This is a genomic window from Terriglobia bacterium (genome assembly GCA_035712365.1).
Classification (GTDB): domain Bacteria; phylum Acidobacteriota; class Terriglobia; order UBA7540; family UBA7540; genus SCRD01.
The window spans coordinates 66,468-81,315 of record DASTAW010000015.1 but is presented as its reverse complement, the minus strand read 5'-3'; the positions used below and the strand labels follow the sequence as shown (position 1 = coordinate 81,315).

The window sequence follows — 14,848 nt, the reverse complement described above, 5'->3', positions numbered from 1 at the left end:
GCACGTCAGGCGCCCTGTACACGAATGTTTCTTGCGATCGAAGCCGGATTGATTGTGCTTGCGCTGGCACTAGCTCTTACGGTTCCGAACCTTGGCTCACGCTGGTTTGACGCTCTGGAGCGGACCTTCGGCAATCTGGCGCGGCAGCACAGGCTTTCGATTATTACGGTTGGGCTTTCGGCGATGTCATTGCGGGCGGCGCTGCTCCCCATCCTGCCGATTCCTGCGCCCAGTGTCCATGATGAGTTTTGCTACCTCTTGCTGTCGGACACTTTTGCTCATGGTCGGCTGACGAATCCCACCAGTCCTATGTGGGTCCATTTTGAAACCCCATTCATACTCTGGCACCCGACTTATACGGCCAAGTACTGGCCTGTCCAGGGACTTTTTATGGCCGCGGGGCAGGTGCTGATGGGGCATCCTTTCTGGGGCATCTGGCTGAGCGTCGGACTCATGTGCGCCGCCATCACCTGGATGCTGCAAGGCTGGCTGACGCCCGGCTGGGCCTTGCTGGGGGGATTCCTGGCCGTCATCCGCTTTGGGAGTTTTAACTACTGGGCCAACAGTTATTGGGGCGGAGCAGTGGCGGCGATGGGCGGGGCGCTGGTGTTGGGAGCTCTTCCGCGGCTGAAGCAGGAACATCGGGTGCGGAACGTCCTGCTGATGGGCCTCGGCTTTGCCATTCTGGCCAACAGCCGCCCCTATGAAGGCCTGTTCTTCAGCATTCCCATCGCCGTAGCGTTGCTGGCCTGGCTTTGGAAACTGAAACGGCCGGAATTCGGGTATGCGCTGAAGAGCGTCGTTGTCCCGCTGCTGGCTGTGCTGGCCCTGACCGTAGTTGGCATGGGCTATTATTTCTGGCGCACAACTGGCAACCCGCTTAGTCCACCGTATGTGGTTTACGAGCGCACGTACAATCCCGTACCCAATTTCCCCTGGCAGCCGCTTAGGCATACTCCCGCATATCATCATCCCGAATTGAAGCGATTCTTTCTTCATATGAAGACGGCCTTTTACGACACTTCACGAACTCCAGCAGCCCTGACCCTAAAGATCCTGGCAAAGCTGGCCCTGTTCTGGAGTTTCTACCTTGGGGTTGCCTTCACACTTCCATTGGTCCTCGTGCTGGGGGGCCTGCCATATGGGTTTTCATGGAAGGACGTCAGTCCGGAAGCCTATCTGCTGCTGGCCGTGAGTGCGGCCGTCGTCCTGGCAAACATGCTGCCCATTACTTATCAGGAGCACTATACCGCCCCGGCTACAAGCTCGATTCTCGCTCTCGTGCTGCTCGCTATGCGCTCCATACGTCCGTTAGACTGGTACGGAAAAACGGCAGGCCGCTTCATAACGCGGGCTATTCCACTGGTGTGCGTGCTGCTGCTAGGTCTGCGCGCGGCGGCCGGCCCGCTGCACATTTCCGCAATTCCGTCGTGGTGCGCGCCGGCACACTCGAATACTGAACGCGAGGAGATACTCGACGGGCTCATGAAGCGTCCCGGTGGTCAGTTGGTCATCGTCCAATATAGCCCTGATGACGACATCACAGGGCCGGGATGGGTTTACAACCGGGCTGATATTGACTCGGCCAAAGTCGTTTGGGCCGACAACATGGGTTCGGCGAAGAACAAGGAACTCATCGGCTATTTCAAGGACCGGCAAGTCTGGCTTCTTAATGTTGACGACAACCCGCCAAAACTGATGCCTTACCCGGAGGCTGCGGACGGTGAATCAAGCACGCGGCGGCAGAACGGCTCCATGGCCAAGTAGAGGATTCGCGAGCAGGGGGCCAGAAGGGTTATGGCAGCGTCCTCATTTTGCGGGAAGGCCGGCGGTTGGTCAAGAACCACCGGCGTTGGGATCCATCCTCGCGATTGAGCAGAGTCGGCAAACGCTATCGCTGGGCCTGCTGTTGCTGGTCGGGCCTGTCGTTATACCGAGTGAGGAACGGGATGAGCGGTGTCACCTCGAACGGCATTTTATCTTTGGCCGAAATCAGGTTGACCGGTTTGGACTTCATCAGGCTGATGCTGTCGTCCCAAGAGTCCACCTTGACGCGGGCGCCGAGCGGCAAGGCGGCGATCTGGTCAATCGAACCGGGCTCAAGTTTTGGTGCGCTCTGCAGCAACTGGGCCATCCTGAGCTGCTGGTGTTTATCAATCAGGCGGGTGCCGAGATGCGCGCCGAAAAGGCCGGGCGTGTCCGGGGCGATGTCAGCCAGGGCTTTCAGGAACAATCCTGCGTTGCCCAGCTTGTCCTTGTAGGGAGAGTTTTGGAGCAATTTTACGGCTTCCTGGTCGGCGGCTTCCTCGGACTTGGTGCTGTGGGCAAAGTCGAATGTCTTCAGGAGATCTTCATCGGAGATCATCATGCGGTCATAAAACGCGTATTTGGTATCGACGGTATCGCCCAAGGCGATGTGGGCCAGTTCGTGGCCCAGGACCATGGCCAGGCTGGCTTCGTCGGGCAGCACGTCGATGAGGCCGCGGCTCAGAACAATGGTGTCTCCGATGGTAAAGGACTCCAGCGGATAGGTCATCATGACGCGGCAATGGACCGCGGGCAGATTGTCCAGATGGTTTGTCACAATCAGATTGTTCACCACCGTTTCCAGCACCTTATCCACGGGTCCGGGCGGCGCCATCAGACCGCCCTTCTGCAGGCGGTTCAGCGCGTTGTTTTCCGCCTCGCGCCGCCAATCGCGCTCGCTCTGGAGCGGGGAATTGTCGTGCGACGTGGTGCTGGCGTCTTCGATCGGCGTCTTGGAATCCACCAGGATTTGGGTCAATTCCTGGTCCGGGGTAGTGGCCTTCAGGATGTAACCCCACAGGCGCGTCTGTGCCCGGAAGCCCAGGTGAGGAACCCCGTATCGGGAAAGGTCGGTCTCCTCGCTGTAAACGTAAACCGGAAGCCAGAGCCCCGGCTGGAGGTTCTCTCTCCAACTGTCGAAGTGGTATGGGAAATCCTTGCTCTTTTGGTAATCTCCGTTGAAGCGAACGATGTGGTAGCCCTGATCCTCCACCCACATGCGGCCCTCGAACATGCCGTTCCCGGCATTGGCGCGGGGCCTGACGTTAAACACCAGGCAACGGACCTGGCCCAGAAATTCGCGTCCCGCAAACTCAAAGTCGTAGTGGGCCAGGTCGAAATTCTGGGGATCGATGAAAATGGGATCAGCGAAGGAGCCCGGCTGAATCTGAAAAGAAAAGATATTGGCGATCGGCCTGTAAAGCAGCGCCTTTTGCGCCACGCCCTTCAGCGTCAGGCCGGGTGAGGGCAGGAAGGTGCGTTCGGTCACACTGTTTTTTGCATCCAGCCGGCCCAGGAAGTAGTCGTCGCCGACAATCTGCTTTGTCCTGTCTTTGTTGGTGTGGATTTCCTGGACGTAGGTTTCGACGCGCGGGCTGTAGTTGCCGTACGACTTCACCAGATCGCGCTCTTCTTTCACAATCTTTTCGAGTGTCTGCCGGACAAGGCTCGACTGCGCCGCCGGTTGCTGCGCGCGCAGCGGTACGATTCCCGTAAGTGCCGCCGTGAGCACGGCCAATGAGACATGCCTGAATAGCTTCATGATGTACCTCTTAATAAGCGAGCTGAAAGATGATGTGGACCATGGCGGTGGAATCGACTGGATGGCCATCACGCTCAGCGGGTTTGAACCTGATGCGCTCCGCCGCCTCGACCGCAGCCTGGTCCATGCCGTGGCCGAGCCCCTGCTCAACTTTCAGCACGCGCAGATTTCCGGAGGACCCGAAAAGAACGCTCAAGACAACCTCACCCTCAATGCGCAACCGCCGCGCCTCCGGCGGATAAACCGGGTCCGGTTTGGAAAGGATAACCACTGGCTTGAAGGCGGCCGCCTGGTCGGTGGTTTGAGGCTTGGCTGCCTTGCCAGCGACAACGCTGCCAAAGCCGCCCTGTTGCACGGTCCCGGAACCACCGCCCGGCCTGGCGCCCGTCCCGGACCCAATGCCATTGCCGAATCCGGCGCTGCCCACCGTGCCCCGAACGCCGTGCGCGCCGCCGGTCCCGTTTCCCTGCCCGGGACCGGAGGGCAGGTCAAACGACCCCAACTGCGCAATGTGATTATGACTGTCGGACGCCGGGTCGTTGGGAATGCCGTTGTCGGCCCCAAAACCTCCCGTCTGGACCTCGTTCAACGGCCGCTTGACGGTGGCCTTGGCCAGGCTGCCGGGATTGAAGGCGCCCACGCGGGGCATTACCGGCTGCCGCGTCACCGGGCGGGCAACTTCCGGAGAATTGAAATTGTTAAGTTTTGGCGCAGGGGGTTTTGGCGCCGGTGGCGTCTCTGGCAGCTCAATCTTTGGCTGAGAGATTTCAGGCATCTTCAGGCGCGCTGTCTCTGGCGGCTTTTGAACTTCTTGCCGTTGCAGCTTGGGCAGGACCGCCTGCTTCGGCAAGACCGGCTGTTTCAGCAGTTGGGGAGGATGTTTGACAACCTCTGGCGAAACCGGGTGGAAATATACGACGTCGTGCTTCGCGATGTTGACCACGGGCGTGGGCGGAAGGCTCATCAGCGCCCAGAGCATCACAGCAACGGCTGCGGCCTCCGCAAACGGGGTGACGCCCATTACCAGGCGCCGGCGCTTGCGTTCTTCCTCTGACAGGCCCAGCAAGCCGAAGCGGGGCGCCGAGGACGCTGTCCCGCCCTGCTGGCCGCTATTTCCGCCACCAGGGGTCGGACCTTCAGTGTGGGCGAAAGCCCCCCCTTGGCCTAAGGGTCGTCTCTTAAGCGCTACTTTTGCTCCCAATTACTGTGACCTCGTAGACCCGAATATTCCCCAGCGAGGTCTCGCCCCTTTTCCCCACAACAATTAAATTTTTATCATAATCCAGACCTGGTCGCAAGCATTACTCGGTTGAGAGTTTATCCAGCACGATTGGAATGGGTATTAAGCGGCTACTCCATTTTCGGAGCCTGGGGTGAATCCGAGATATCATTTACGAAAAGAGGCAGACTGAGCGCGGGCGGCGCCCGAAGAGTTGGGCTGGTCCACGGTCTTGCGGTCACAGCACCGAAAGTGGTTTGCTTCGGGGCCAGCCCACCTGATCAGGTACCGGTCAAATCAGGAGCCGATACTGGGAATTTACATGGCATCACGCTACGATCTTCCTGTAACGACACTTAGTCTCGCATCCTAAGCTTTCTAACAGACTTCCTGCCAACGAGAGGCGCACAGACAACCCTCCTTTTCCCTCTGCTCCGGCCCTTTCCCATCAGTGTTTGCAAAGCTTTGCAGCATTATCTGCAAAGTTTTATCACTGGCGCCTGATGTGGCTGGGATAACCATCTGGTTATCATCGGGTGATTTACCTAACGATATTTGAGGATTTCAATGGATTGTACTACCCCAACTTTAGTTCTATTCTCGATTCGCTAGTCAGGGACAAATTCCGATTCTACTGCGGGTTCTTAACTCAAGTTGCCGGAAAACCACACCGTCCCTCAGCCGGAGGCCCTGGTGATCGGTACCACTCAATCAAGCGACTTCTCAACCCAACTTTCCAAAGCCGTCGTCCACCCCATCCGCGTACTGGTGGCGGATGACCACCAAATTGTATTGCAGGGCCTGAAGACCCTTCTGAATCGGGAAGGGTTTGAAATTGTCGGAGAAGCTTCCGATGGCGCCCAGGCCGTTGCGCAGGCGCTGGATCTGCAGCCTGATCTGGTGGTGATGGACGTCAGCATGCCGGTGATGACCGGCATCGAAGCAGCGGCACAGATTCGAAGGGCCGTACCTTCCGCCAAGCTGCTCCTGCTGACGGTGCACACGGAGCACCGATACATTCTGGAAGCCCTGCGGTCGGGCGCCCGCGGTTACGTCCTCAAGTCACGGGCGACGAGCGAGTTGGTGGAGGCGGTGCGGGAGATCCTCAACGGCAGGATTTATCTTAGTCCTGGAATTTCCCAGACGGTGGTCGAGGCCTACCTTCAGCAAAACATGGGGGAAACCGAATCGCTGACGCGCCGTGAGATCCAGGTCCTCCAACTCGTGGCGGAGGGAAAGACAACCAAAGAAATTGCGGTGACGCTGGCCGTCAGCGCCAAGACCGCGGATTCGCACCGCAGCAACATCATGCACAAGCTCAATTTGCACAGCGTAGCGGACCTGGTCCGCTACGCCATACGGCGCGGGCTGGCGCAACCCTGAGATATTAACTCTGTGATTTACAGGTCATTTCCTGAGTCCTTTCCATTGTTTCCCCGCATCAATTCCTGTGATCGCCCAATTGTGAATGTACTTGTGTGCACATACCATGATGATTGCACAGCGGTTCTTGGCATTCTATAGCCGGAGGGCGATGGGAGCTTTGAGCCAATTGCAGGCCAGGAAAGACCCAACAGGAGGCTGACGGTGACCAACGTAGTGAGATCGATTGATGGACTGACATACCGCGCAAAACAGTATGAATCGCGACCGCAAACCGTGACCGGAAACGTTAAATCAGGTTTTGTTGCTGAGAGCTCGGTGATGAAGGACATCCTCGGCCAGATCCGCCAGATCGCTGAATTTGACATTCCGGTGCTGCTTTTGGGCGAGAGCGGTACCGGCAAAGGCATCGTGGCGAACATGATCCACGAATTGTCCAGCCGTTCCGCCGAATGCTTCATGAAAATCAACTGCGCGGCGCTGCCTTCGGAGCTTCTTGAGAGCGAACTTTTCGGCTATGAGGCCGGGGCCTTCACGGGAGCCAGCAAGGCTAAGACCGGCAAGTTTGAGGCCTGCCATCGAGGGACGATCTTCCTGGACGAAATTGCCGAGATGCCGATCGGCCTTCAGGCAAAACTCCTCCATGTGCTCCAGGACGGAGAATTTTGCAGGCTGGGCAGCTACACGTCAACCCAGGTGGACGTGAGGGTTATCGCTGCCACTAACACCACGATTTCCCAGGCGATTGCCGCTGGGACCTTCCGCCGCGATCTTTACTACCGGCTGAACGTCTACACCATCTGCCTGCCGCCCCTGAGGGAACGGCGGGAAGACATCCCGGCGCTGCTCGAGCACTTTATTGAGTACTGGTCCAACCAGATTGACCGTCCGCCCCTGCCGGTGTCGAACACGCTGCTCGCCGCTTGCATGGAATATCCTTGGCCGGGCAACATCCGCGAACTTGAGAACTTTGTACGCCGCTATCTGATTATCGGCGATGAGACGCAGGCCTTGCGGCAGTTGCAGCAGGATGTCACGGCCTACAGCGCCGGACCTGTGCCCGTCGCTCAGCCCGTTGCCACCCAACCCGCGTCCCAGCCAGGCGACCTGAAAGAAGAAGTCCGCCGCCTGAAAGAGGGAGCGGAGAAAATGGCCATTACCCGCGCCCTGGCAATGACGGGCGGGAACCGTACTGAAGCCGCCCGCATCTTGCACATCAGTGTCCGGGCTTTGCAGTATAAGATCCGCAACTTCGGCGTCGATAATGCAGGTTTCCGCGGAAAGCCGGCGCCGGTAGAAGAAATGGCTGCAAGCTTCGGCCAGTCGGCTTGAAAGATCCCCTCAGCAACCTGACACCCAACATTCCCAGACCTTGCCCAGGCAGGGTTTGGGAATGGCGGAACCCGCACCTGACGAACTTCAATGCCGGGTTGGCATCGGCGTTTTAGGCCACACGAGTGGGGTTGAGCAGGCGCCCTTTGGCGCCGTCTGATGGTCCTTCGCACACCCGATACGGATTTTTGCAGAAGGGCTGCACGCCGGGTAATACTTGCCTCCAATACAGCCTTCGGCTACTGCGCTTGCTTTTGATCCTCGGGCGGGTTATATCCTTATTCTGTCTTCACGGTGGCTGCGCGCGCGGCCGGCCACCGGGGCGGGCTGCGACGAAGCTACGGCCCCCGGGAGATCCGGTCCGCCAAGGATCCCATGCAGAGTGACTCAGAGGTTGCAGGCTCTCTTCTGAAAGCCCTTGCGGTGGTGGCCGCGTTGGCGGCCCTTTACGTGGGTTGGAAGGTTTTCCCGTTTTACCTTTCAAACTCTGTATTCGAGGGAGACGTAAGATCGCAGACGCGCATCCTGGGCGAGGATGAGAGATATGTGGGAGGTCTGCAGGAGGCAATCTATCGGGATGCGCAGGCGAGGGGTCTGCCGGTCCAACGCGACGATATCCAGGTGGAATACGATCCGTCCGGCACTCGAGTTGACGTGAACTACACGGTGACCGCTGACCTTGGGTTCATGCAGTTTCCCCTGCACTTCCATCCACACTGCTATCCAGAGTCGAAGCAGACTTTTCCACCCGCCCAACGAGGATTGTTCGGCATCATCGGGTTCATTCTGGGGCTCTACTGGTTTTTCAAAGGGTTCGGCATCTTCCGTGAGTACAAGGTGATCGCGGATACTCCGCTGGTGCCTATTCGCAGTGTTGCCATGGGCCGCGTGCAGATCCATGGCAGGGCAGTTGGCGAGAAGACGCTGCTGAGCCCTGTTTCCAACCAGACTTGCTTTCTTTACAAGGTGGACATTGATCGGTTTCAGGCCGGGCGGCAGGGCCAGGGTCGCTGGGGTCATTACTTGACGGACGCGGGCTCGGTTGGTTTTTACCTGGAGGACGAGACCGGCAAGGTGTTGGTCAACCCCCAGGGTGCAGAATTTGATCTGGAGCAATCCTATCAATGCGAGATCAGCAATCTCGACATCGTCCCGCTGGACGCTCCGTGGCGCTCCGATGCGCCGGCAGCCAGGCCTCCGGGGGTGCCCACGCCGGATTCGGAACTGCGAAGATACGTCGCGCGAGTGTCGGAAGGAATCAATTCGGCGGCCTTTCAGGGCACGGACCTGGCTTCGTCGCTCGAGGCGGGCTCGCGGCAGCGGGAGCGCCACCGTCCCGGCAGAACGCTCGGGTTCCTCCGTGGTCTGCTTCCCCTTGGCCAGCTTGACCAGATGGCGACCGACGCCGCACCGGGCGACTATCGCCTCACTGAGTATTGCGTAGTTCCCGATAGCGAGTACGACATCACAGGGAACTGCGCCATCAATCGCGATGCCAGCAATGAGTTCGACCGGCAGCTGATCACGCAGGGCCAGAACGATTCGACCTTCTTGATTTCGGACAAGTCGGAGAACTCCCTCGAACAGAACCTGCGGTCCAGGGCGTGGCAGCACACGATTGGAGGAGGCATGCTGGCCGTTGCTGGCGCCGCGGTGCTTCTGGAAGCCCTTGGGCTGCTTGTTTAATTCAATCCAGTTGAATCGAGCGGCTGCTCCGCTAGTTGAAAGACGCGCCCGCCTATAGTGGCATCAGGGCTGGGAGTAAACCGGGCTGGAAAACACTTGCGGATCGTACTTTCTGCCGTACTTATTGGGGTGGACCATCACCAACTCCCTGGACCGTTGCAGCCGGATTGTTCCGAGAGAGGAAGTGTCTTTCCCAACCGTGACCTTGCGAGAGGCCTCTTTCAGGTCCTCCGGCGTGCAATGGTCATCCCACAGGCCCATCTTGTATTCGCCGGGAGGAACATTAGAAATCGCGACGTCACCCAGCTTGTTCGTGACGGCAAAATACGGCGTATCAACCACCACCACGATCGCGCTCATTTGAGGGTGAATGTTGCAGAAGATGTAGCAAATGCCGGCACGGTCAAAGTGCACGCTGCGGGTTGAGCCTGCCTCGTAGAGCCCCAGGTCAAACCGTTTGCCGTTGAACAGGGAAAAGACGTTGTGAAAAAAGGGGTCATGGTTCGGAAAGTCCACAACAGAGCCGACTTCCACCGCCGTCACGTGGGGAGTGAATTGCTTGTTCTTCTGAACAAGCTGAGGCCGGGGCCCGGCATTTACCGCCCGTGGCAGTGAATCCGTCCAGCCATCTGCCGGGGTAAGCCACACGACCGCGTTTGAATCCTGCGGAGGAGCCTGCGAGGCATGCTTATGACTCTCGATTACGACATGCGCTTTGACAGTGGCACTCTGCGCAAATGCTCCTCCAATTCCACAGAGCATGGCCGCTGCCAGTAAAAGGCATCCTTGTTTTATACCCGACATAAAACTGCTCCCCATGTTCTAAAACAAGACCCCGACTCCCAGGTTCAAGTGTCCCGCATCATACTTGTCACCATCGATCTCCGACGTATAAATGTGGCGATATTCCAGGGAGAAAATCAAGTCCGTGCGAGGCCGGAAAATCACGTTGAACATCTCACTCTGGTTCCTCGAAACTGTCGAATAGGCATAGCCGTATAGCACGTTAAAGTGCCGCAGGTCGCTGTTGAAGGGGTCGTCTTCTCCATAAGCGGCGTTGAATTCCACCGCCTCTGAGGCCTTGAACTTCAACTGTGTCCACCCGCCAATGCTATTCAGGCCCACCAGCGATGCCGTCGGGTCCGTAACAGGTCCGCTGAAAAGAACGCTGCGTCCTGCCGCCCCACCCAGCCCGCCGAGCGCCCTTCCGCGGTAAAACTCGCCGGTAAGACCCAGCCGATTGCCCATCGGAACACGCCAGTCCGCAGTCCCCGCCCAGGCGTCCATGGTCCGTCCGGCGCCGTAATTCTGGCGGCTATAATAGCCGCCCAATCCAAGCGCCACAGCGCGATCGTCAGGGCCGTGGATCCAGGCGACGCGCGACGCATAGGCCGGTTGGCGCGACCTTTCCCCCGCCTGGGGGATGAGATAAGTTTCCGACGCCGGAGGCTCACCCGAGAGCGGGTCAAGAAATCCCCCCTGGATTGTGATGCCATTCGAGTTCGAAAGGCCAAAACGATGCTCCACTCTGGCCTGCGGGGTCCATGTCCAAAGATTGCCCGCATAGGAAAATTCGGGGTAGCCAAGCGAAGCAATCGAAGTTGGAGAGAGAGGAGAGAAGAAGGGGGCATCCTGGCCCACGACGATGGACGTCCGGTCCCAATCCATGCGCACCGTAGCCGTTCGCAGGCGCATCAGCCCTTCCGTCCCTCCGTTGGAGGTATTCGGGAATCCCCCGAAGAGGTCCAGGCGCAGATCAGCGCTGGTTCTGGCGCCGGCAAATGTCGGGCCGTACAGTTCGAAACCCAGTTCCGACTGCCGAGCCGTCGCGCCAAAGCTGCCGGTCGTATCCAGCGTGCCACGTCCGCGGGCGAGGTTGGGAACGTCCTGATTATCGACTCGGCCGCTATTTTCAAAAGCGTTCAACAGAGCAATGCCGGAAAGCCTCAATCGATACTTTGATGCGCTTTCCACTTTGGTTTGATACTGGTCGTCGACTTTAGCCCGGAGGAGTTCCTGGTTGTCCTCGAGCCTCGACACTCGCTCATTCAAAGCCGGCTGCCCGGACGACGGATTCGCCGCGGACGTTGCCGGGGACTCCTCGGCCCTCTCTCCCGCAATCGGAGCGGTTTCCTTCTGTGAGGCAGTGCCTTCAGCCGTTGCCAGCCTGTCGAGAACGCCCTCAAGCTCATGGCGCAGCTCGTGCGTTTCCTGGCGGGAGCGGGAAACTTCAGTCTGCAACTGCGAGATTGTGGCGTTGAGCTGCCGGACCTGCTGGGCCAGCGCCGTTACAGATTGTTCAAGGGATTGGGTGGAACCCTCGTTTCCGCTGGCAGAGACTACCTGGGCAGCAGCGGGACTGCCTGCCAGGAATAACACCAGGACTGCGCCTCCGCCGATTCTGCACAGTCCTGCTTTACGCCATACCATAAGGACCCCCTCCGTATGCTATTCCCTGCCGCCCTCTCGGGAGTGCGGCGGGATCTTGGTTGAGAGGATGTCAGCTGAAGCCCGTTTCTCCCCTTTCCGTAAATTTTACGCCTCAATCCTGCGGTGTCCATCAGGTTTTTTGTCAGGGATCAGGTCCCTCCCCTGCCAGGTAAAGCGAACAGACGCACTTTTGACAAATGGGATTTTCGGCCACATCGAGTTCCCGGCGGAACTGCATGGCCGGCTTGCCATTCAGCACGTCACGCAGAGTGGCCTCGCGGATGTTTCCGATCGGACGGTGAAAAAAGCACGGACGCACCGTGCCATCCGCTTCGATCACTGCTGAGACCCAGGGCGCATTGCAGCGAGGGGATATATTCTGGGTGTGTCCGAGACTTGCCCGGTAATATAGGGCTATTCGGCGCAGTTTATCGGGGTCTTCACAAATAAACCCCGTTTCGATTTCCCTTTGGCAATCCCTTATCAAGGCGCTGATCTCAAGCTCGAGACCTCCAACTTCTGATGCATCCAGGGCAATGCTTTCCTGGCGCTCTGGCGACCAGCCGCGCGGACGGTTGAAAGCCTCAGAAGTTGTATCGGCCGCAAGAAATGAAATCGAGTTCAGCCCCAGCGTGTGGGCCGCCCGGACGGTGTCACGGAGATATCGGAAATTGCTTTTTTGGACCGTGCAGCGGCCATGGATTGGCATTTGGGGGCGCCAACGCCTGAGTTCGCGGACCCCTGCTGAGAGCCGCGGGAAGGCCCCTGGGACACATCGAACAGCATCGTGGATGCCTGGCGGGCCGTCGATGGAGACGATCACGTCATCCATCCACCGGGACACGTTTTCCGCTTGCCTTTCGAGCAGCAAACCCGCCGTGAGCAGCGTCAGACGTATCCCTTCGTCCCTGCACATCCTGGCAAGTGAAGACAGGTCCGAATGCATCAAAGGTTCACCGCCCGAAAACACAATCCACCGGACCCTGAGCTCCCGCAAGCTTTCCAGGTGCGGCTTGAGGTCCTCCACCGTGATCTCTCGCACCTGCCGAATCTTCCAGATGTCGCACATCAGGCAGCGGCAGTTGCAGCGATTGTGAGGAAAGAGGACCAGAATAGGCAGGTTGCGGATACGATGGTCGCGGGCGTTGCCTGATGACATGCCGTCGGTGGTGAAGGCCCTGTCGTGTTCGCTCATGCGCTTACCCGCTTTCCAGCCAGTCGTACATTCGCGCCCAGGTGCGCGACAGTGTCTCTCAAAAGCTGCCGAACCGGAGCGCGCACAAAGCAGGAGGTCCCCTCGACGTCGATGTCCTCAAATCCGTTCAAGAGATCAGGCGGACACCTGACGGCCATGCTCGCCGAAACCAGGCGGGGTTTGCCGGAAACCATCACCATCTCGATCGAGTCGAGGCGCGTGCCGAGCAATGTTTCCGCCGGGCTCGAGTCCATCCGCTTCACAACCAGCAGATCGGCGTTCGAACCGGGCCCGGCTTTCCCCTCGCCATTTTGAAGTCGCAGAACGCCGGCGGCCGATCCGGTGACCATGGAATAAATCTGCCCGAGGTCCATGCCTTCGCTGTGCGCCGCCCTGATCTCATCAAGTAAATCTCCCTCGGCGGTGAGGGCCGAATCGCTCCCTAATGAAATGCGATCCTGCCCGCCCAATACGGCCGCCTCAAGCGTGGTTCCAAGTGTGAAGCGATTGGAAGTTGGGCACCACACCAACGCCGCGCCGCGCTGCCGCCTAAGTTCATGCCCGCGCTCTGTGAGCCCGACTCCGTGGACGATGACCGTCCGCGAGTCGAGCGCTCCGAGGCGATCGAGCTCAAAAATTTCGTCTCCACTCCGCCGGTCCGAACCCTCCGCGAGATGAATCATGAACGGCGCACCCGGTGGCGTTGAAAGGAATGCTTCTCTGACATTCTTTCCAAACCGCAGCGAATGGGCCCAGCCGTACCGCTGGACAACACGGACCGGGAAATCAGCGCCAAAAACGCCCTTTTCGTATTCGTTGTGGTGGCAGACGGTGGCGACCCCGGAGAGCAGGTTCTTAAGCCCTCCCCACCAAAGCCTCACCGGCTTGGGAACCGCAAGATGCTCGCAAACGGGCGGGCTTTCCGGGTGAAAGATGTCGTCCGCCCATTTTTCGAAATTAGGATAAGGACCGCGGCCCAATCTCGGGAACAGGTTGAATTCCAGATGATCGTGCGAATTGATCAGGCCTGGCAGAACCAGGCAACCCACAACGGAAATCTCCGTGCGCCGGGCGTTTGGACCTGCTTGCTCCGGGGCGTGTTCCTTTCGGCCGCGGTCGATCAGCCGCACGATGCGCCCGTTGGAGATTTCCAGGTCGGCTCGGATACTGGCCAGAGCATTAAGCGCCAGCCACCCTCCCGAAAGCAGCAGAGAAGATGAATCGCCGGGGTCTGATGCCTGCCGGGAACGAACTGAATTCTTGACAGTCCACATCATCTGTTACCGGGAAGGTCAGTGCTGCCAAGCCTGAAAGAGCCGATAAAAATTGCCGGTTCCGACCGCGACTGCTCAAACAGGTGTTCTTTTCCGCAGCTCCTGAAAATGGGCCGTTCTGCTTCGCCAAAGCATGGGCTGATCAGTCGTTCAAGCTTGAGGCCGTGTTCCCTGAAGGTGTTGCAGAGGTGATCGAGTGAGAGCCTGAAGTTCGAGATCTCGACCACTTCCGCGCCATGGCGGAAGGTGCGCCGCCAGCCCTTCTCCAGGCCCGCGGGATGCAGGTCTGACAGGATCACGCGCCCTCCTTTTCGCAGAACGCGCGAAAGCTCAGAACCCAGAAGACGGAGGTCCGCCACGTAACTTGCCGCGAAGGAGCAGACCGCCAGGTCCGCAATGCCGGCTGCAATTGGAATGGCCGTGCAGTCGGCGCGGACAATTCCGTTTTGCAGAGCGCGCTTTCGCCGGGCCTGCCCGAGCATCTCGAGGGACAAGTCAAACCCGATCCCTTGCCGCGCTCCTCGAGCCAGCAATAAGTTGAGCCACCGGCCCGTTCCGCAAGCTACGTCCAGTACAAACGCTCCCTGAAGATTGGGAAGCAGGGGAGGCATCTCCCGTTCTTCCAGCGCCAGGAGCGGGTTGGGACCGCGGTCGTACGTTTGTGCCCAAAGCGCATACGCGTCGGCGGGCGGCAGAGTGCGGTCGGGGTGATTGAGGTCCACGCCGGACTGCACCGTTTCCTTTCCTCCCGGCATGACGTT

The 14,848-nt window shown here is 58.9% G+C and carries 11 protein-coding genes; 4 read left to right on the top strand and 7 right to left on the bottom strand.

Going from position 1 to position 14,848, the window contains the following annotated elements; all coding sequences use genetic code 11:
• The first annotated feature begins 24 nt into the window (after positions 1 to 24).
• The gene (locus VFQ24_04055) at positions 25 to 1,767 is read left to right on the top strand and encodes a hypothetical protein (protein ID HET9177512.1); all 1,743 of its coding nucleotides are present in this window, start codon (positions 25 to 27) and stop codon (positions 1,765 to 1,767) included.
• 124 nt (positions 1,768 to 1,891) lie between these two features.
• Here VFQ24_04055 and VFQ24_04050 read toward each other — a convergent pair whose 3' ends face one another.
• Together VFQ24_04050 and VFQ24_04045 are read right to left on the bottom strand one after the other, a co-directional pair.
• Positions 1,892 to 3,568 (bottom strand): M48 family metalloprotease, encoded by a 1,677-nt coding sequence (locus VFQ24_04050; GenBank protein HET9177511.1) that lies wholly within the window; start codon positions 3,566 to 3,568, stop codon positions 1,892 to 1,894.
• A gap of 10 nt (positions 3,569 to 3,578) precedes the next feature.
• Complete coding sequence (locus VFQ24_04045; GenBank protein HET9177510.1) at positions 3,579 to 4,634, bottom strand: energy transducer TonB; 1,056 nt, start codon at positions 4,632 to 4,634, stop codon at positions 3,579 to 3,581.
• An 846-nt stretch (positions 4,635 to 5,480) separates the two neighbouring features.
• On the opposite strand from VFQ24_04045, the gene VFQ24_04040 reads away from it, so the two are divergent.
• The 3 genes from VFQ24_04040 (at position 5,481) to VFQ24_04030 (ending at position 9,188) form a co-directional block, all read left to right on the top strand.
• Positions 5,481 to 6,170, top strand: coding sequence for a response regulator transcription factor (locus VFQ24_04040; GenBank protein HET9177509.1), 690 nt, complete (start codon positions 5,481 to 5,483; stop codon positions 6,168 to 6,170).
• Positions 6,171 to 6,374: 204 nt separating this feature from the next.
• Positions 6,375 to 7,502 carry a sigma 54-interacting transcriptional regulator gene (locus tag VFQ24_04035; protein HET9177508.1) on the top strand — a complete coding sequence of 376 codons (1,128 nt, stop codon included), beginning with the start codon at positions 6,375 to 6,377 and terminating at the stop codon, positions 7,500 to 7,502.
• Between the two features lie 375 nt (positions 7,503 to 7,877).
• Positions 7,878 to 9,188 carry a hypothetical protein gene (locus VFQ24_04030; GenBank protein ID HET9177507.1) on the top strand — a complete coding sequence of 437 codons (1,311 nt, stop codon included), beginning with the start codon at positions 7,878 to 7,880 and terminating at the stop codon, positions 9,186 to 9,188.
• A gap of 63 nt (positions 9,189 to 9,251) precedes the next feature.
• On the opposite strand, the gene VFQ24_04025 is transcribed toward VFQ24_04030, so the two are convergent.
• The 5 genes from VFQ24_04025 to VFQ24_04005 form a co-directional block, all read right to left on the bottom strand.
• Positions 9,252 to 9,992, bottom strand: a complete 741-nt coding sequence (locus VFQ24_04025) for a hypothetical protein (GenBank protein HET9177506.1) — start codon at positions 9,990 to 9,992, stop codon at positions 9,252 to 9,254.
• Between the two features lie 18 nt (positions 9,993 to 10,010).
• The gene (locus VFQ24_04020) at positions 10,011 to 11,618 is read right to left on the bottom strand and encodes a hypothetical protein (GenBank protein ID HET9177505.1); all 1,608 of its coding nucleotides are present in this window, start codon (positions 11,616 to 11,618) and stop codon (positions 10,011 to 10,013) included.
• A gap of 142 nt (positions 11,619 to 11,760) precedes the next feature.
• Positions 11,761 to 12,813 (bottom strand): radical SAM protein, encoded by a 1,053-nt coding sequence (locus tag VFQ24_04015; GenBank protein ID HET9177504.1) that lies wholly within the window; start codon positions 12,811 to 12,813, stop codon positions 11,761 to 11,763.
• Entirely contained in the window at positions 12,810 to 14,090 is a 1,281-nt protein-coding gene (locus VFQ24_04010) for an amidohydrolase family protein (protein HET9177503.1), read from the bottom strand. Before VFQ24_04010 ends, VFQ24_04015 begins: the two co-directional genes overlap by 4 nt.
• The gene (locus tag VFQ24_04005) at positions 14,087 to 14,842 is read right to left on the bottom strand and encodes a class I SAM-dependent methyltransferase (GenBank protein HET9177502.1); all 756 of its coding nucleotides are present in this window, start codon (positions 14,840 to 14,842) and stop codon (positions 14,087 to 14,089) included. The genes VFQ24_04010 and VFQ24_04005 overlap by 4 nt, the downstream gene beginning before the upstream one ends.
• Positions 14,843 to 14,848: the final 6 nt, after the last annotated feature.